The following is a 16802-nucleotide window of genomic DNA, read 5'->3' on the forward strand; positions in this document are numbered from 1 at the left end:
CCCCACCCCGGCCCGGTGCCGGGGCTCGCCCCCCCCCCCGGGGCGCCGGGGGGGGGGGGCGCCCCCCGGGGGGGGGGGGGCGCCCCCGCCGGGGGGGGGGGCCCGCCGGGCGGGGGCGCGGCGGCCTGCGCCGCGCCCGGCTGGGACAGCAGCGCGACCGTGGCCGCGGCTATCGCGGCCACGGCCGTCCACGGACGTCGCGCTGCACGACGTGTGTTCACGGATTCTCTCCAGGAATGTCGGGTGATGGGGGTGACGCCGCAGGCGCCGATCCGCTCCGCGTCCGGAGCCGCACGAAGCGTAGAAGCCGTTCCGATCACCCGTCAGGAAGTGACCGCTAATGTCGCCAACTGTTCAGATTCGACCGAAAGTTCGGTGCGAGGACGGTAAGAGGCGGCCGGAAACGGGGGCGTCGGGGGGCGTCCGCGCGTAGGGTCCCCCGGCCGCCGGCCCGGACGGGCTCCGGACGGGCCGCGGACGGGCTCCGGGCCGGGCTCCGGGCCGGGCTCCGGGCCGGGCTCCGGACCGCGCGTGCAAGAAATTGGAGTTCCGGAGTCGTATTCGCTAGCGTTCCGAACGTGAGGCTGACCAAGAGCACCGACATCGCCCTCCGCATCGCCATGCGGCTGGCCGTCCTCGACGAGGCGGCGAACCCGACCACCCGCGAGGTGGCCGAGGCGGTCGGCGTGCCGTACACCCACGCGGCCAAGGTGGTCAGCCGGCTGCAGCACCTCGGCGTGGTCGAGGCGCGGCGCGGCCGGGGCGGGGGGCTGGTGCTCACCTTCGCCGGGCGGACCGGATCGCTCGGCCTGCTGCTCCGCGAACTGGAGGGGGTCGGCGACGTCGTCGGCTGCGAGGACGACCCGCCCTGCCCGCTGCGGGCCGCGTGCCGGCTGCGCGGGGCGCTGCGCACCGCGCAGGAGGCCTTCTTCGCAGCGCTCGACCCGCTCTGCATCGACGACCTGGTGGCCTCCCCCACCGGACCGGTGCTGCTGAGCCTCTCCGCCAGACCCGCCGACTGACCGACCCGCCCGCCGATCGCCGCCCCCTCGGGGCGCACTCCGGCGCGCCATTTAATATGCATCTCAGATACCAATTTGGAGCGAGCCTGATGCTGTCCGCCAAGAACGCCGAGGTCGTCGAGGCCACCCTGCCCGTCGTGGGCGCCGCCATCGGCGACATCACCCCGCGGTTCTACGACCGGCTGTTCGCCGCCCACCCCGAGCTGCTGCGCGACGTGTTCAACCGGGGCAACCAGGCCAACGGCACCCAGCGCCAGGCCCTCGCCGGGTCGATAGCCGCCTTCGCCGGCGCCCTGATCGCGCACCCCGACCAGCGGCCGGACGCCATGCTGGCCCGCATCGCGCACAAGCACGTGTCGATCGGCATCTCCAGCGACCAGTACAAGGTCGTCCGCGAGCACCTGTTCGCCGCCATCGTCGACGTGCTCGGCGAGGCCGTCACCCCCGAGGTGGCCGCCGCCTGGGACGAGGTCTACTGGCTGATGGCCAACGCCCTCATCGCCATCGAGGACCGGCTGCGCGCCGAGGCCGCCGGCCCCGACGGCGACCCGGCCGACCTCTGGCGCCCGTACACCGTCGTCGCCCGCCACCAGGAGACCGAGGACGTCACCAGCTACCTCGTCCGTCCCGCCGACGGCGGGCCCGTGCCCGCCGGCCGACCCGGCCAGTACGTCTCCGTGCGCACCGAACTGCCCGACGGCGCCCACCAGATCCGCCAGTTCAGCCTCTCCGGCACCGCCGCCGGCGCCCTGCGCTTCAGCGTCAAGCGCGAGGCCGGCGGCGAGGTCTCCGGCCACCTGCACGACCGCCTGCGGGCCGGCGGCACCGTGGAACTCGCGCCCCCGATGGGCGACATCGCCCTCGCCGACGGCGACGGCCCGGTGCTGCTGGTCTCCGCCGGGATCGGCAACACCCCGATGACCGCGATGCTCGCCCACCTCGCCGACGCCGGCTCCACCCGCACCGTCGTCTCGGTGCACGGCGACCGCGACCAGCTCGCCCACGCCTTCCGCGCCGACCTCACCCGGCTCACCGCCGAACTGCCGGACGCCACCGCCCACGTCTTCTACGAGCGCCCGCTCGGCGAGTGGCCCGCCGACCGCACCGGTCTGGTGGACCTGACCACCGTCGACGTCCCGGCCGGCGCCACCGCCTACCTGTGCGGCCCGCTGCCCTTCCTCCGCGCGGTGCGCGGCCAGCTGCTCGCCGCCGGCGTCCCGGCCTCCGACATCCACTACGAGGTCTTCGGCCCGGACCTCTGGCTCGGCGCCTGAGCCCACCGACCGACTCCACGCTCACCGCCGCCCGTCTCGACGCCGTCGACAGCGTCGTGACGGGCTGTGCGCTCGCGATCGCCGAGACCGGGACGATCGTGCTGGACGCCGTCGACAGCGTCGTGACGGGCCGCTCACCCTCGTCCCGGACCACCACGTGTGCGTGGTGCGCGCGCCGGAGCAGGTCGTGGCCTCCGTCCCGCTCGCGCCGGCCCGGCTCGGCCCGGCGAGCCGCAGGCCGCAGGCCGCAGACCTGGATCTCCGGGCCGTCCGCGACCAGCGACATCGAGCCCGACCGGGTCGAGGGCGTGCACGGGCCGCGCGGGCTCGACGTCCTCCTGGTCACGGGCGCTACGCCGGCCTGAGCTCCAGCGTGCAGCACTTCGCCCCGCCGCCGCCCTTGAGCAGCTCCGAGACGTCGACCGGGATCGGCTCGTAGCCCTCGTCCGCGAGCCGCCCGGCCAGGTTCTTCGCCGCCTCCGGCAGGAGCACCCGGCGCCCGTCCGAGACGGCGTTCAGGCCGAAGACCTCGGCGTCGGCGCGGTCGGCCAGGATCGCGTCGGGATACAGGGCGCGCAGCACCGCCCGACTGTCGGCGTCGAACGCCTCCGGGTAGTACATCACCTGGTCGTCGTCCAGGACGGCCAGCGCGGTGTCCAGGTGGTAGAACCGCGGGTCGACGAGGGTGAGGGTGGTCACCGGCACGCCGAACACCTCGCCCGCCTCGGCGTGCGCGGCGCGCGAGGTGCGGAAGCCGGTGCCGGCCAGCACCCGGCGCCCGGCCACCAGGTGGTCGCCCTCGCCCTCGTTGACGTGCCCGGCGCGGCGCACCTCGTGGTAGCCGCGGTCGCGGAACCAGTCCTGGTAGGCGGAGGACTCGGGGGCGCGCTCGGGGTAGCGGAAGGTGGCGACCAGTGCGCGGCCGTCCAGGACGGTCGCGCCGTTGGCGGCGTACACCATGTCGGGCAGGCCGGGCACCGGCTCGATCAGCTCGACGGTGTGGCCGAGGCGGCGGTAGAGCCAGTAGAGGCGCTCCCACTGGCGGATGGCGAGCGCGGTGTCGGTGGGCTGGGCCGGGTCCATCCAGGGGTTGATCGCGTAGTCCACGGTGAAGTACGTCGGCCGGCACATCAGGTAGCGCCGCGGCCGGGCGGTGCGCTCCGGGGTCAGACGTGGCATGTCTCTACCGTCCTTGAACAGCAAGGGTGTTCGGGTCCTGTTGCGGCTGCCCAGGCAGCGCCGTCCGCACACCCGCGCAGCCCTCCCCGCCGGGCGCACTCCCCCGCGCAACCGGCGCGAGCCCCGGCGCACACGCACCGTCCCGGGCCTGGCCGGGCATCCCGGGTCGGGTCAGGCCCGGTCGGGTCGGGTCGGGTCACCAGCGGACCGCCGCGAAGTCGACCGGCGCCGGGCGCAGCGTCCGGCAGCGCTCGGCGAGGGCACGCAGCCGGCGGGCCGCCTCCTCGGTCGGCATCCGGCGCCGCTCGCCGTGGCCGGGCAGCAGCCACTCGAAGCGCAGCGCGTCCACCGTGCGGTCGAGCGACACGGAGAGCTCCAGGACCGAGTGCCAGACGATCGTCTCGAACACCGCGATGTCCTCGTCGGTGCGGGACCAGTGCAGGGTGTCGCCGGTGAAGAGGTGGCGTTCGTCGGCGAGGTAGAGCACGCTGCCGCGGGTGTGGCCGGGGAAGGGGTGCGCGACGACGCCCGGGACGACCTCGACCGGGTCGGTGCCGCGCAGCACGCGGTCGGCGGTCGGGGCGGCGTCCAGGTCGCCCTCGTGGATCCAGAGCCGGGCGCCGAGGCGGTCGGCCCAGGCGCGGCCGTGCTCGGCGTGGTCACGGTGCGTCAGGAGGACGTCGGTGACCGGGCCGAGAGCCGCGTAGCGGGCGGCGAGGGACTCGGCGAAGCGGGGCGTGTCGACCATGATCCAGCCGTCCGGGCGGCGCAGGAGGTAGGAGTTGGCGCCGGCGGTGCGCGGGGAGTTGTGGCCGAGCAGCAGCAGCCCGTCGTCGAGGGCCAGCGGGAACGGGTCGGTGCCCGGTTCGAGCCGGCCGCCGGCGGGGCGGATCGAGCGGGTGGGGCAGGCGTGGGCGGCGGAGTACAGCTGCCGGCGTTCGGCGTCGTCCCGCGGCTGGCGCGCCAGTTCGGAGCGGCCGTCGCGCTCGCGGATCAGGCCGGGTGCGAGCTGGCGGGCGGCGTCGCAGTTGAAGCAGCGGTCGTCGACGGTCCAGTCTCCGGGCACGCCGGAGGGAGGGGTCGTGGTCATGGAGGGCTCCCGGGGGGGTGACGGCGGCCGAGCGGCCGCGCACCTCCACCCTCGTCCGCGCGGGCCGGAAACCGGAAGGGGGCGGGCGTCTTGTGCTTCACGAACGCGCCTGATCACCACGGGGTTTACCAACGTGGCCGATGTCACGTCGGCATAGGGGTCACCTACGGTGGCGTAGGTCACTTGATTGGGTGAACTATCTTCTTCATGCCGAATCTCCAGGAGACCCTTGACATCAGTTCGTATGCCGCCCTCGGCGACAGCTTCACCGAGGGCCTGAACGACCCCGGGCTCGACGGCGCCTTCTTCGGCTGGGCCGACCGCCTGGCCGGGATGCTCGCGGTGAGCAAGCCGAAGGGCGAGTTCCGCTACGCCAACCTCGCGGTCCGCGGGCGGCTGCTGGACCAGATCGCCGCCGAGCAGGTGCCCGAGGTCCGCCGCCTCCAGCCCGACCTCGTCACCTTCTGCGCCGGCGGCAACGACATCCTGCGCCCCGGCAGCGACCCGGACGAGGTGGCCGAGCGCTTCGAGCGGGCCGTCACCCAACTCGCGGACTCCGCGGGCACGGTGCTCATCTGCACCGGCTTCGACACCAAGGACGTCCCGCTGCTCAAGCACCTGCGCGGCAAGATCGCCACCTACAACGGGCACATGCGCGCCGTCGCCGACCGGCACGGCTGCAAGGTCGCCGACCTCTGGTCGCTGCGCTCGGTGCACGACCGCCGCGCCTGGAGCGAGGACCGGCTGCACCTGTCCCCCGAGGGCCACCAGCGGGTCGCCCTGCTGGCCGCCAACTCGCTCGGCCTGCGCACCGACGAGGACCCGCAGGCGCCGTGGCCGACCGCTCCGCACCTGTCCGCCGCCGACCAGCGGCGCGAGAACATCCAGTGGGCCCGCGAGTTCCTGATCCCGTGGGTCGGGCGGCGCCTGCGCGGCGAGTCCTCGGGCGACCACGTCGAGCCCAAGCGCCCGGACCTGATGCCGCTCTGACGACAGGTCACCTACCGGGTGCCGCGACCTCCCGGGGCCGCAGCACCCGGTGCGCGGCGTACGCCGACGCGGCACCGACCAGGTACCAGAACAGGTCGGGCGGGTTGAACGTGGAGCCGAGGACCAGCCGGGCGAGCGTGCTGCGCCGCCCGAGGTCGTCCGGCACGCCGGTGATCTGGAACAGCTCCACCGCCCAGCTCAGCGCCGCCGCCACGACGGCCGCCCGGGCCGGGCGCACCCGGGGCGCCACGAGCACCACCAGGGCGTACACCAGCACGGTGTAGAGCGCGTCCCCCGCACACTTGGCGAACTCCCCGGCGGCGACGGACCGGACACCCAGCCCTGCCGCCACCGTCAGTCCCGCCGCCACCACTGCCGCCGCCCGCACCCGCAGGCTCCCCCGTCGATCGCTCACGCGACCGATGCTACGTGCTGGAACCACCGCTTCCGTTCGAACGTCACTCCACTCGCAGGCCGTTCGCGCACGTCGCCGGGCGGGGGAGCGACGAAGGGCGGGCGGGAAGCGGTGACACAGGTGACCGATGCGGTGCACGAGGCCACGGCAGACACGGACGGGAAGCCCCAACGGCGCTTCGCCGTCCCCGGGTTCGCCCGGCACCACGACACCCGCGCCCGCGAGCGCGGCAAGGCGCTGCGCGGGCGGGTGCCGCGCGAGGAGCACGCGCTGTTCGCCCCCGCGGCCGACCGGCCGACCGCCGTCGAGGCCCTGGAAGCCTCCAACGCCGGCCGGCTGCCCCGCCTCGTCCCGATCCGGGTCGGCCGGATGGCCGCCACCCCGTTCGCCTTCCTGCGCGGCTCCGCCGGACTGATGGCCGCCGACCTCGCGGGCACGCCCGTCACCGGCGTCCGCGCCCAGCTGTGCGGCGACGCGCACGCCGCCAACTTCGGCCTCTACGGCGACGCCCGCGGCCAACTCGTCATGGACATCAACGACTTCGACGAGACCGTGCCGGGCCCCTGGGAGTGGGACCTCAAGCGCCTCGCCACCAGCCTGGTGCTGGCCGGACGCGAGACCGGGGCGAGCGAGACCACCGCCCGCCAGGCCGCCGCCCACGTGGCCGGGGCCTACCGCCGCACGGTGCGCACGCTCGCCAAGCTGCCCGCCCTCGACGCCTGGAACGCCGTGGCCGACGAGCAGTTGGTCTCCTTCGCCGAGGCGCACGACCTCGCCGACGTGCTGCGCAAGGTCGGTGCCAAGGCGCTGGGCAACACCAGCGCCCGGTTCGCCGCCAAGAGCACCGTCCGCGAGGCGGACGGCGCCTGGCGCTTCACCGCCGCTCCCCCGGTGCTCACCGAGCTGCCGTGCGAGCTCGCCGCGGCGGTCGCCGAATCGCTCGGCCCGTACGTCGACACCGTGCCCGCCGAGGTGCGCACGCTGCTCGCCCGCCACCGGGTCCAGGACGTCGCGTTCCGGGTGGTCGGCACCGGCAGCGTCGGCACCCGCTCGTACGTCGTGCTGCTCACCGACCACCGGGACCAGCCGCTCGTGCTCCAGGTCAAGGAGGCCCGCCCGTCGGTACTCCTGCCCCACCTGGCCCGCGCGGGCTTCGCCGTCACGGACCCGGAGCCGCACGAGGGCCGCCGGGTGGTGCTCGGCCAGAAGCACATGCAGGTGGTCAGCGACACCCTGCTCGGCTGGACCACGGTGAACGGACGGCCCTACCAGGTACGGCAGTTCCGCAACCGCAAGGGCAGCGTCGACCCGGCCGCGCTGCTGCCCGGCCAGCTCGACGACTACGCCCGGATCACCGGCGCGCTGCTCGCCCGGGCCCACGCGCACACCGCCGACCCGGGCGTCCTCGCCGGCTACTGCGGCAAGAGCGAGGCGCTGGACGAGGCGGTCGCCGCCTTCGCGGTCGCCTACGCGGACCGCACGGAGGCCGACCACGCGGACCTGGTCGCGGCGGTGCGCAGCGGGCGGCTGCCGTCGGAGCCGGGGGTCTGAGCGCTTCGATCCGGGGTCGCCGTGGGTGACCGGGACCGCGCCGGGACGAGGGCCTCAGGTGCCCGGGACCGGGGGCGGTCCACCGTGGGGGCATGCCACGTACGCGAACGACGGCCGCCCCGGGCGACTTCCCGGCGGCACGCACGACCCCGCTCGCGAGCTCACCCGGGCGGTCGCCCCCTGGGGGCGGCCCGGGAGCGGGCGGGTTAGGACTGGACCGGACACGCGTTCGGCCGATGCCCGCCCCGGGCACCCTCACCCCCAGGACTCCGCCATGAACGACCACTCCACCCAGTCCCCCGCGGTGGGCGCCACCGTGCACCTCATCGGGCCCGGCGGCACGGCGGGCCCGGCCCTCGCCCACGGCATCCTCGCCGGTCCGCGCAGCGTGCTCGTGCCCGATCCGCCGAGGACCGTCGGCGACCCCTGGCAGCGCTACCTCGTGCGGCTCGGCCCGGCCCCCGACCCCGGCGACGGCGCCGAGGCGCTCCGGGTGGCCGGGGTCAGCCTGGCCGCGGTCGCCGTGGACGGCGTCCGGGCCGCGGTCGCCGTCCTCTCGCTCGCCTCGCCGTCCGCCCAGGCCCCGGCGGCCGCGAGCACCACGGCGGACGGGCTCGTCGACAGCGTCCGGCGCCACGGCGGCGACCTGTGGGCCGTGTTCGCCGAGCTCGGCTACCCGGTCACCCGTCCGCCGTCGGCGCCCGCCCCCGGGTCCGGGGACGACTGGTGGACCGGCTTCGCCGCGAGCGACGTCTCGGTCTTCGCCGCCGGGATCTGCTGCATCAGCGTCAACTGCCCGCCCAGGTGCTGACCGGCACCGGCGGCTGAGGGAAGGAGCCCGACCGGATGGATCCCGAACAGGTCCCGGCCGGAACCCGCCGGTGGATCCGGTCCGCCCGGGTACAGGACGCCGCCCTCGCCCTCGCGGTCATCGTCCCCGAGGCCTTCTTCTTCGGTGACCCGATCGCCCCCGGCACCAGCTGGCCCGCACGGCTCGTGCTCGCCGCCTTCGCCCTGCCGGAGGCCGTCGCCCTGCTGTTCCGGCGGCGGTGGCCGACGGCGGTGTACCTCGTCGTCTGGGCGCTCGCGGCCGGCGCGAGCGTGCTCACCATCCTCACCGACTTCCACTTCACGCCGTACTTCGGCATCCTCGTCGCGCTGTACACCGTCGCCCGGCTGTGCCGCCGCCCGGCCGCCCTCACCGCCCTCGCCCTCACGGCCGTGCCGATCGGCCTCGACACCGCGGACATCCTGACCAGCCTCGGCACACCCGGCTACCGGACGGCCGCGCTCGTCACCGCCCTCGCGTTCTACCTGCCGCTCACCATCGCCGCCTGGGGCGTCGGCCGGTGGAGCCGGGCCACCGCCGCCGCGGCCGAGCACGACCGCCTCGCGCTCGCCCGCGCCCGCTTGGCCGTCACCCACGAACGCGTCCGGATCGCGCGCGAGCTGCACGACATCGTCGCCAACGCGGTGGCCGTCATCGTCATGCAGGCCGAGACCGCCCGCGCCACGGCCGCCGCCGACCCGCCCCGCGCCGAGGAGACCCTCACCCGGATCGAGGACCTCGGCCGCGGCGCCATGGCCGAACTCCGCCGCCTGCTGCGCCTCCTGCGCACCGCCGACGCGCCCGTCGAGGACGGCGTCCGGCGCAGGGGGCTCGCGGACCTCGCCCCGCTGCTGGAGGACGTCCGCCGGGCCGGGGTGCTGATCGACCTGGAGGTGCAGGGGACGCCGGCGCACCTCGACGAGAGCGTCGACCTGACCGCCTACCGGCTCGTGCAGGAGGCCGTCACCAACATCACCAAGCACGCGGGGCCGGGCAGTCACGCCGCGGTCCGGATCACCTGGACCGACGTGCTGCACCTGGACGTGGTCGACGACGGGGCCGGCCACTGCACCGCCACCCGGCGCGAGCTGTCCACCGGCCACGGGCTGATCGGACTCGCCGAACGCATCGCCCTGTTCGGCGGCGAGCTCTCCGCGACGCCGTACCGGTCGGGCTTCCGGGTCACCGCGACCCTGCCGCTCACCCCGGCGTCGGTCGCGCCGGAGCCGGCGGGGTAGGGCGCCGGCTTGGGAGAGAGCCGGAGGGCGCCGCCGTCAGACCGTTCAGGCCACTCGGACCGCCAGGCCGCTCAGACCGCTCAGACCGCCAGGAACGGCGCCACGGCGGCGACGTACTCGGCCGGGCGGGCGGCGTGCACCAGGTGGCCGGCGTCGATGGTGACCGTGCGGCAGTCCGGGATGAGGGCGGCCAGGTCGGCGATCCGCTCCTGCGAGACGTGGCTCGTCGGACCGCCCGCCACCACGAGGGTCGGCGCGGTGATCCGCCGCAGGCCCTCGCGCCAGGCCGGGTCGGGGGTGTCCACCTGGGCCTTGAGCGGGCGGACGACCGCCCAGTCGAAGTCCACCGGCTCCTGCGGCGCGTCCGGCACGGCGCTCGCCGGGCGCGGGAACGGCGGCGGGATCTCCTCCAGCACCAGGCGGCCGATCCGCTCCGGACGCGCCTGGGCGAGCAGGTAGCCGACCGCGCCGCCCATCGAGTGGCCGACCAGGTCGACCCGGTCGAGCCCGAGCGCGTCGAGCACGGCGAGGACGTCGTCGCGCATGGCCTCCAGGCTGTAGACGGCGGCGCGTCCGCTGTCGCCGTGCCCGCGCAGGTCGAGCGCGTACGCGCGGTGCCCCGGCGCGAGCGCGGGCAGGACGCCGTCCCAGTCCGAGGCCCGCTCGCCGAGAGCGTGCAGCAGCACCAGCGGCGGCCCGTCGGGCGGGCCGCTCTCACGGCAGGCGATCGCCACGTCGGGCAGGTCCACGATCCGAACGTCCGTCATGCCGATCACCGTACGTCGGGGCGGAGCGTCAGCCGACGGATGTTCGCCCAGGGCTCAGGGCGGGCCGCTGCTCACCGGGCCGGCGCTTCCCCACGGCTCACGGCCCCGGCCCCGACCTCTACCGACACCCCGCCCGCGCCCGCCGCCTCGCGGGCCGTCGCGCGGCCCGCCAGCACCGAGGCCAGCACCGCCAGCCCGGCGAGGGCCGCGCACACCAGGCTCGCGTACAGGTACGCCGAACGGTGGCCGCCGCCCGCGTCCGTGGCCCGCAGGTAGACGCCGGACAGTGCCGAGACGCCGACGGCCGCCGCGATCCGCTGGGCCATCTGCAGGATCGCACCGCTCACCCCGGCCGCCTCGGCGGGGGCGTGGCGCAGCACGTACGACTGGTTGGTGGCGCCCATCAGCCCGACCGAGGCCCCGCCGAGGAACTGGAGCAGCGCGAGCAGCCACGGCAGGACGGCGGCGGGGGCCCAGTGCGCGACCAGGCCGCTGAGCAGCATCGCGAGCGCGGAGCCGGTCATGCCCGCGGTGACGGTCCGCCGGCCGAAGCGCTGCACGACCCGCCACGCGAGTGCGGAGGCGACCCCCATCGCGACCGCCGACGGCAGCGCCACCAGGGCCGCGCCCATCGGGGAGAGCCCGAGGCCGTCCTGGAGGAACATCGTGAGCACGAGGCCGGCCGCGAGCGAGGAGCCGAACTGGGCCATCGCCGTGGCCGTCCCGAGCGCGTACGGCGCGGAGCGGGTGAGCGCGGGGTGGATCAGCGGGTGGCCGCCGGAGCGGGCGTAGCGGCGCTGCCACCACACGAGCGTGCCGAGCAGGAGCCCGGCGACGGCGGCGAACGCGAGCCACCCCGTCCAGGCGGGCGGCTGGACGAACGGCAGCATCAGCGCGAGCGTGAGCGCACCGACGAGCAGGAGGCCGACGAGGTCGAGGTTCGCGTTGCGGGCGCTCGGCCGCGGCCGGGGCAGGTGGCGCGCCGCGAGCAGGACGGTGGCGAGGCCGAACGGCACGTTGAGCAGGAAGGTCAGCCGCCAGCCGTGCTCGGGGCCGACGGCCGCCAGCACCGCGCCGCCGACCGGCGGCCCGAGCGCGAAGGCGAGCCCGCCGGTGACGGCGTACATGCCGAGGGCGCGGGCGCGCAGCTGGCCCTCGAAGACGTCCTGGAGGGTGCCGATCATCTGGGAGTTGACGAGTCCGGCACCCGCGCCCTGCACCAGCCGGGCGGCGATCAGCACACCGGGGTCGGCGGCCGTCGCGGAGACCACGCTGACCAGGGTGAACAGGGCGAGGCCGGTCACGAAGAACCACTTGCGGCCGAGGACGTCGCCGAGCCGCCCGCCGGGGATGAGGGCGAGACCGAAGGCCAGCGAGTACCCGGCGACGATCCACTGCAGGTGGGCGGGCTGGGCGTGCAGGCTCTCGCGCAGCGCGGGGATGGAGGTGTTGAGGACGGACTGGTCGATCAGGGTGGTGAACCCGCCCGCGACGCAGACCAGCAGGACGCGGCGCCCGGCGGCGTCGAAGCGCTCGCGGGGCGCCTTCGCTATCGCGGGGTTCGCGCCGTTCACGCTTCCACCACCACGAGCGCGTACCGGGCCTCGCCGGGCCCGAGGCTGCGGAAGCGGCTGGAGGAGGTGGTGTAGCGCAGACAGTCGCCGGCGCCGAGCCGGTGCGGCTCGCCGTCGACGGTCAGCTCCAACTCCCCCTCCAGCACCCACAGGTGGTGCTCCATGCCGGGCACGCACGGGCGGTCGTAGACGATGTCGGCCCCCGCCGGGAGCCGGCCCTCGATGATCTCGGCGCGCAGCGAGTTGTGCGGCGGGGAGACGGACCGGCGGACGAAGCCGCTCGTGCCGTCCCGCCAGACCCGCTGCTCCCCGGCCCGCACCAGTCGCGCGGGCGCGGACTCGACCTCGGCGAGCAGCCGGGACATGGTCCGCCCGTAGACGGCGCACAGCCGCCCGAGCAGCGCGGCCGTCGGGCTGACCTCGGCCCGCTCGACGCGCGACAGCGTGGACCGGCTGACGTCCGCCCGCCGTGCCAACTCCTCCAGCGTCCAGCCGCGTTCGACCCGCAGCTCGGCGAGCCTGGTGGCGAGCCGCTCGTCGGCGGCCGTCTCGATTCCCATATTCGCGATGCTATCCCGGATCCGGGACGCGGTTCCCGGTCGCGCGGGCCCTTGTCCGAAGAACGGCCGGCCGGGAAGTGTCGGGGGCCGCCGCGACCCGGCCCCGGCGTGTGCGGATCTCGTGCGACCCCTCGGCCCGGCAGGGCGGCTGATCATATGATGTCGGCCGGATCGGGGCTGGTCAGAGGCCCGAACGGCGAGGGGGAATCATGTTCGGCATCATCAGACCGTGCAAGCACCGGCTGTCCGAGCGGCTCCAGAGCTCGTGGATGGCGCACCTGTGCGGGCTGTGCCTCGCGCTGCGCGACGACCACGGGCAGCTCGCCCGCACCGCCACCAACTACGACGGCCTGATCATCTCGGTGCTGGTCGAGGCGCAGAGCGCCCGCGACGACTCCTCCTGGCGCCGTACCGCCGGGCCGTGCCCGCTGCGCGGCATGCGCACCGCCTCCGTCGCCAAGGGCGAGGGCGCCCGGCTCGCGGCCGCCGTCTCGCTCGCGCTCGCCTCGGTCAAGATCCGCGACCACGTCGAGGACCGCGACGGCGTCTTCGCCCGCCGGCCGGTCGCGGCGGGGGCGCGGGCCGTCACCCGGCGCTGGGACCGGCAGAGCGCGGGCAGCGCCTCGGCGGTCGGCTTCGACACCGCCGTCCTGCTCGACGCCGCCTCCCGGCAGGGCGAGTTGGAGCGCGCGCTGCGCCCGGGCGGGTCCGTCCTGCTGGTCACCGAGCCGACCGAGAGCGCGACGTCGGCCGCGTTCGCGCACACCGCCGTCCTCGCCGGGCGCCCCGGCAACGCGGCCCCACTCGCCGAGGCCGGACGGCTCTTCGGCCGGCTCGCCCACCTCCTCGACGCCGCCGAGGACCAGGACGCCGACGCGGCGAGCGGCGCCTGGAACCCGCTGACGGCCACCGGCACCGACCGCGCCGAGGCCGAACGGCTGTGCCGCGACGCCGTCCACGGCATCCGGCTGGCGCTGCGCGAGGTCGAACTGACGGACCGGGCGCTGGTGCACGTCCTGCTCGCGCACGAGACGGAGGCGGCCGTCGACCGGGTCTTCGGCTCGGCCCGTCACACCGCCGCGTGCCGCACCCGGACGCCCGGCAGCGGCGGAGACGGGGGCCACCCGTCCGCCGAGCACCCGTCCGCCGAGCACCCCCAGGACGCCCCGCCGCGCCGGGAGTCCGAGAAGGCGCCCGCCCCGCCGTGGATCCCGCAGGGCCCCGGCTTCACCCCGGTCGGCCCCAAGCCGCCGCAGCCGCGCAACCTGCTGGCCGGCTGCGCGGTGTGGGCGCTCATGGCCTGCACGTGCCAGCTGATGTGCTGCGAGCACAACGACCCGTTCAGCCGGGAGCCGCGCAAGGGCTTCTGCGAGCGGCACGACTGCTGCGACAACTGCGACTGCAGCGGCTGCGACGGGTGCGGTGACTGCTGCCAGTGCTGCCAGTGCTGCGGCGACGGCTGCGACTGCGGCTGTGACGGGTGCGACTGCGGCTGCAACTGACGGTCATCCGTCCCGCCGCACCGCCGCCTCCCGGTCCGCCGCGAGCGAGTTCTCCAGTCCCGTCAACAACTGCCGGAACCGGTCCGCGTCCTGTTCGGTCATCCGCCCCTCGGGCAGCCGCCCGGCGTCCCCCGGCCGCTCGGCCGTGCTCTCGTCCATGCGGCAGACGCTAGGGGCGGGTGATCAACACGCGATAAACGCACCCGCCGACGATGGGCGCGCCCTCCTCGCCGAATCCTCTCGGAAATTTATTAGGAAAGTTTACTTACCTTATGGACCGGGGCGTGCCCGGGCCCCTAGTCTGCTGCCGCGAGCTCGCGCTTCACCTCACCCCCACGGAGAAACGGAGCACAGCCATGCGACTTGCCCGAGTCCCCCGCCTCGCCGTCGTCGCCACCGCGGTCGCCCTGGCCGCCGGCCCCGCCTGCGCCGCAACCGCCTCGCCCGCCTTGCCCCCCCCCCCCCCCCCCCCCCCCCCCCCCACGGCGGCCGCCACCACCGCGACCGCCGCCCGCCCGCTGGACGCCGGCGGCATGACCGCCGACCAGCGCCGCCGGGCCGACCAGCTGATCAGCATCTTCGAGAACAGCACCACCGTCATCCAGTACGGCTACGCCGAGAACATCAACGACGGCCGCGGCGTCACCGCCGGGCGCGCCGGCTTCACCACCAACGACGGTGACGCGCTCAAGGTCGTCCGCGCCTACACCGCGGCCGTCCCCGACAACCCGCTGGCCCGTTTCGTCCCCGAGCTGGAGCGCCTCGCCGCGGCCGGCAGCGGCGACACCAGCGGGCTGCCCGAGGCCGACTACATCGCGGCGTGGCAGCAGGCCGCCGACGACCCGGCGTTCCGCCAGGTCCAGGACGACCAGGTCGACCAGCGCTACTTCTCCCCCGCGATGAGCCAGGCCGACCAGCTCGGACTCACCACCGCGCTCGCCCGCGCCGAGCTGTACGACGCCTCGATCCAGCACGGCAACGGCGGCGAGTACGACGCGCTGCCCGCGCTGATCGCCCGCACCAACGCCAAGGCCGGCCCGCCGTCGAGCGCCGGGGAGAACGCCTGGCTCGCGGCGTTCTTCGACGTCCGCGTCGACGACCTCACCAACCCGGCCAACGGCTCGACGGCCGACGAGTGGCGCAAGTCCGTCGACCGCGTCGAGTGCCTGCGCCGCATAGCCGCGACGGGCAACTACAACCTTGACGGACCGCTGGACGTCACCGCCTTCGGGGCGGGCTACACGATCAGCTGACGCGGCCGCAACGGTCCGTCACCCCACCGGTGGTGGCGCGGAACGGCCGGTCCCGCCACCACCGGCCCCGGCCTCCCGATCGTGCCCCGCCCGGGCTCGTTCGCCGCCGGACGGTGCCATACCATCGGCCGAATGAACGCAGCAGGACGGAGAACGGCCGACCAGGCCCCCCGGGACCCCGCCCCGCCCACCCCGGTGCCGCTGCCAGGTCAGCAGACCTGGAACCGGCAGCGGTTGCGCAGCAACAACGAATGGCTGCTCCTGGAGCGGCTGCGCGTGCACGGACCGCTCTCCCGGGCCCAGCTCGCCCGCGACACGGGCCTGTCCAAGCCCACCGTCTCCGCCGCCCTGGCCGCCCTCGAACTCGCCGGCCTGGCCCGCGAGGCCGGCCGCTTCTCCCCCGACCGGGGCCGCACGGCCGTCCTGTACGAGGCCGACCCGGCCGCCGGGCACGTCCTCGGCCTCGACATCGGCCGGGCCCGGCTGCGGGTGGCCGTCGCCGACCTGTCCGGCCGGATCGTCGCCCGCCGCGACCTGCCCAACCGGGGCCGCTCGGCGAACGCGGTGGCCGACGCCGCCGTCGCCGCCGCGCAGGAGGCCATCGCCGAGGCCGGCCTCACCCCGGCCGACGTCGCCCACACCGTGGCCGGCTCCCCCGGCGTGTGGGACGAGCGGCGGCGCAGCGTCCAGCTCGCCGCCAACCTGCCGGGCTGGGGCCGCCCCGGCCTCTTCGACCGCATCGCGGAGGGCCTCGGCAGCGGCCGGGCCGTCACCGTCGCCAACGACGCCAACCTGGCCGCCGTCGGCGAGTACACCTACGGCGCGGGCGAGGGCAGCCGCCTCTTCGTCTACCTCCTCGTCGGCACCGGCCTCGGCGTCGGCGTCGTCAAGGACGGCGAACTGCTCACCGGCGCCCACGGCGCGGCCGGCGAACTCGGCCTCCTGCGCCTGCCCGGCTGCGACGTCCCACCCGGCGTCGAGGGCGACCCCACGCTCGAACAGACCGTCTCCGCCGACGCGGTGGTGCGCACCGCCCTCGGGCTCGGCATGCGCCGGCCGCTGACGGCGGAGAAGGTGTTCGACAGGGCCCGCTCCGGCGACCCGGCCGCGGGCGCGGGGCGGGGGGGGGGGGGGCGCCCGCCGCGGCGCCACCCCCCCGCCCGGGGGGGGGCGCGCCCGCCCCGCCCGCGGGGTCCCCCCGCCCGCGCCGGAGCCGGCCCGGGGGGTGCCCGCCCGGTTCGCCCACGGGCTCGCGGTGTGGGCGGCGCTGCTCGACCCGGACGTCGTGGTCCTCGGCGGCGGCATCGGCCGCAGCGCCGACCTGCTGCTGCGCCCGCTGGAGGAGGCGCTGCACGAGCGTTCGCCGATGCGCCCGCGCCTGGAGGCGACCCGTCTGGGCCAGGACGCGGTCCTGCTCGGCGCCGTCGCGACCGCGCTGGAGACGGCCCGCCCGGAGGTCTTCGAGCGGCGGACGGCCGCCGTGTCCTGACGGCACGGACGGGGGGCGGCCGCGCGGGCCCCGCCCGCGGCGGCCGCCGGGCCGCCCGCCCCCCCAGGC

General features: G+C 75.8%; 16 protein-coding genes and 2 pseudogenes. 11 read left to right on the forward strand and 7 right to left on the reverse strand.

Annotation, left to right across the window (positions count from 1 at the left end):
• Positions 1 to 578: 578 nt before the first annotated feature.
• The 3 genes and pseudogenes from ACFV4G_RS28270 to ACFV4G_RS28280 all read left to right on the forward strand — a co-directional run.
• Complete coding sequence (locus ACFV4G_RS28270; protein WP_380444933.1) at positions 579 to 1022, forward strand: RrF2 family transcriptional regulator; 444 nt, start codon at positions 579 to 581, stop codon at positions 1020 to 1022.
• A gap of 89 nt (positions 1023 to 1111) precedes the next feature.
• Entirely contained in the window at positions 1112 to 2296 is a 1185-nt protein-coding gene (locus ACFV4G_RS28275; protein WP_380444934.1) for a globin domain-containing protein, read from the forward strand.
• Positions 2297 to 2319: 23 nt separating this feature from the next.
• Positions 2320 to 2661 (forward strand): annotated as a pseudogene (locus tag ACFV4G_RS28280) (lactate utilization protein C); the annotation flags it as partial.
• On the opposite strand, the gene ddaH reads toward ACFV4G_RS28280, so the two are convergent.
• Complete coding sequence (ddaH, locus tag ACFV4G_RS28285; RefSeq protein ID WP_380444935.1) at positions 2648 to 3475, reverse strand: dimethylargininase; 828 nt, start codon at positions 3473 to 3475, stop codon at positions 2648 to 2650. The pseudogene ACFV4G_RS28280 and the gene ddaH sit on opposite strands and share 14 nt — an antisense overlap.
• A 196-nt stretch (positions 3476 to 3671) precedes the next feature.
• Positions 3672 to 4565 (reverse strand): MBL fold metallo-hydrolase, encoded by an 894-nt coding sequence (locus tag ACFV4G_RS28290; RefSeq protein ID WP_380444936.1) that lies wholly within the window; start codon positions 4563 to 4565, stop codon positions 3672 to 3674.
• 207 nt (positions 4566 to 4772) lie between these two features.
• Between ACFV4G_RS28290 and ACFV4G_RS28295 the strand changes: the two genes are divergently transcribed.
• Complete coding sequence (locus tag ACFV4G_RS28295; protein WP_380444937.1) at positions 4773 to 5555, forward strand: SGNH/GDSL hydrolase family protein; 783 nt, start codon at positions 4773 to 4775, stop codon at positions 5553 to 5555.
• A 7-nt stretch (positions 5556 to 5562) separates the two neighbouring features.
• Here the strand turns inward: ACFV4G_RS28295 and ACFV4G_RS28300 are convergent, their stop codons facing one another.
• Positions 5563 to 5970 carry a DUF2809 domain-containing protein gene (locus ACFV4G_RS28300; RefSeq protein ID WP_380444938.1) on the reverse strand — a complete coding sequence of 136 codons (408 nt, stop codon included), beginning with the start codon at positions 5968 to 5970 and terminating at the stop codon, positions 5563 to 5565.
• Between the two features lie 120 nt (positions 5971 to 6090).
• On the opposite strand from ACFV4G_RS28300, the gene ACFV4G_RS28305 reads away from it, so the two are divergent.
• The 3 genes from ACFV4G_RS28305 (at position 6091) to ACFV4G_RS28315 (ending at position 9588) form a co-directional block, all read left to right on the forward strand.
• Positions 6091 to 7521: a DUF2252 domain-containing protein gene (locus tag ACFV4G_RS28305; protein WP_380444939.1), complete on the forward strand. Its 1431-nt coding sequence runs from the start codon at positions 6091 to 6093 to the stop codon at positions 7519 to 7521.
• Positions 7522 to 7795: 274 nt separating this feature from the next.
• Positions 7796 to 8332: a hypothetical protein gene (locus tag ACFV4G_RS28310; protein ID WP_380444940.1), complete on the forward strand. Its 537-nt coding sequence runs from the start codon at positions 7796 to 7798 to the stop codon at positions 8330 to 8332.
• Positions 8333 to 8367: 35 nt separating this feature from the next.
• Positions 8368 to 9588: a sensor histidine kinase gene (locus tag ACFV4G_RS28315; RefSeq protein ID WP_380444941.1), complete on the forward strand. Its 1221-nt coding sequence runs from the start codon at positions 8368 to 8370 to the stop codon at positions 9586 to 9588.
• 80 nt (positions 9589 to 9668) lie between these two features.
• Here the strand turns inward: ACFV4G_RS28315 and ACFV4G_RS28320 are convergent, their stop codons facing one another.
• From ACFV4G_RS28320 to ACFV4G_RS28330, 3 genes are all read right to left on the reverse strand, one after another.
• Entirely contained in the window at positions 9669 to 10355 is a 687-nt protein-coding gene (locus ACFV4G_RS28320) for an alpha/beta fold hydrolase (RefSeq protein WP_380444942.1), read from the reverse strand.
• A 71-nt stretch (positions 10356 to 10426) separates the two neighbouring features.
• Positions 10427 to 11929, reverse strand: a complete 1503-nt coding sequence (locus ACFV4G_RS28325; RefSeq protein WP_380444943.1) for an MFS transporter — start codon at positions 11927 to 11929, stop codon at positions 10427 to 10429.
• The gene (locus ACFV4G_RS28330) at positions 11926 to 12489 is read right to left on the reverse strand and encodes a helix-turn-helix domain-containing protein (RefSeq protein WP_380444944.1); all 564 of its coding nucleotides are present in this window, start codon (positions 12487 to 12489) and stop codon (positions 11926 to 11928) included. Before ACFV4G_RS28330 ends, ACFV4G_RS28325 begins: the two co-directional genes overlap by 4 nt.
• 209 nt (positions 12490 to 12698) lie before the next feature.
• Between ACFV4G_RS28330 and ACFV4G_RS28335 the strand changes: the two genes are divergently transcribed.
• Complete coding sequence (locus ACFV4G_RS28335) at positions 12699 to 13991, forward strand: DUF5685 family protein (RefSeq protein ID WP_380444945.1); 1293 nt, start codon at positions 12699 to 12701, stop codon at positions 13989 to 13991.
• 3 nt (positions 13992 to 13994) lie between these two features.
• Here ACFV4G_RS28335 and ACFV4G_RS28340 read toward each other — a convergent pair whose 3' ends face one another.
• The gene (locus ACFV4G_RS28340) at positions 13995 to 14150 is read right to left on the reverse strand and encodes a hypothetical protein (RefSeq protein ID WP_359958721.1); all 156 of its coding nucleotides are present in this window, start codon (positions 14148 to 14150) and stop codon (positions 13995 to 13997) included.
• A gap of 374 nt (positions 14151 to 14524) precedes the next feature.
• Between ACFV4G_RS28340 and ACFV4G_RS28345 the strand changes: the two genes are divergently transcribed.
• The 3 genes and pseudogenes from ACFV4G_RS28345 to ACFV4G_RS28355 all read left to right on the forward strand — a co-directional run bounded on the left by ACFV4G_RS28345 (position 14525) and on the right by ACFV4G_RS28355 (position 16733).
• Positions 14525 to 15244, forward strand: coding sequence for a chitosanase (locus tag ACFV4G_RS28345; protein WP_380444946.1), 720 nt, complete (start codon positions 14525 to 14527; stop codon positions 15242 to 15244).
• 132 nt (positions 15245 to 15376) lie between these two features.
• Positions 15377 to 16294, forward strand: a pseudogene (locus ACFV4G_RS28350) (ROK family protein); the annotation flags it as partial.
• A 235-nt stretch (positions 16295 to 16529) separates the two neighbouring features.
• The gene (locus ACFV4G_RS28355) at positions 16530 to 16733 is read left to right on the forward strand and encodes a hypothetical protein (protein WP_380444973.1); all 204 of its coding nucleotides are present in this window, start codon (positions 16530 to 16532) and stop codon (positions 16731 to 16733) included.
• The last annotated feature ends 69 nt before the right edge of the window (positions 16734 to 16802 follow it).

Source organism: Kitasatospora sp. NPDC059747 (assembly GCF_042732955.1).
Classification (GTDB): Bacteria; Actinomycetota; Actinomycetes; order Streptomycetales; family Streptomycetaceae; genus Kitasatospora.

What these genes read in the sequence shown, in the direction of transcription:
- ACFV4G_RS28275 (WP_380444934.1), top strand. Translation starts at nt 1,112, where the DNA reads ATGCTGTCCGCCAAGAACGCCGAGGTCGTCGAGGCCACCCTGCCCGTC.
- ddaH (WP_380444935.1), bottom strand. Translation starts at nt 3,475, where the DNA reads ATGCCACGTCTGACCCCGGAGCGCACCGCCCGGCCGCGGCGCTACCTG.
- ACFV4G_RS28290 (WP_380444936.1), bottom strand. Translation starts at nt 4,565, where the DNA reads ATGACCACGACCCCTCCCTCCGGCGTGCCCGGAGACTGGACCGTCGAC.
- ACFV4G_RS28295 (WP_380444937.1), top strand. Translation starts at nt 4,773, where the DNA reads ATGCCGAATCTCCAGGAGACCCTTGACATCAGTTCGTATGCCGCCCTC.
- ACFV4G_RS28310 (WP_380444940.1), top strand. Translation starts at nt 7,796, where the DNA reads ATGAACGACCACTCCACCCAGTCCCCCGCGGTGGGCGCCACCGTGCAC.
- ACFV4G_RS28315 (WP_380444941.1), top strand. Translation starts at nt 8,368, where the DNA reads ATGGATCCCGAACAGGTCCCGGCCGGAACCCGCCGGTGGATCCGGTCC.
- ACFV4G_RS28320 (WP_380444942.1), bottom strand. Translation starts at nt 10,355, where the DNA reads ATGACGGACGTTCGGATCGTGGACCTGCCCGACGTGGCGATCGCCTGC.
- ACFV4G_RS28330 (WP_380444944.1), bottom strand. Translation starts at nt 12,489, where the DNA reads ATGGGAATCGAGACGGCCGCCGACGAGCGGCTCGCCACCAGGCTCGCC.
- ACFV4G_RS28335 (WP_380444945.1), top strand. Translation starts at nt 12,699, where the DNA reads ATGTTCGGCATCATCAGACCGTGCAAGCACCGGCTGTCCGAGCGGCTC.
- ACFV4G_RS28340 (WP_359958721.1), bottom strand. Translation starts at nt 14,150, where the DNA reads ATGGACGAGAGCACGGCCGAGCGGCCGGGGGACGCCGGGCGGCTGCCC.
- ACFV4G_RS28345 (WP_380444946.1), top strand. Translation starts at nt 14,525, where the DNA reads ATGACCGCCGACCAGCGCCGCCGGGCCGACCAGCTGATCAGCATCTTC.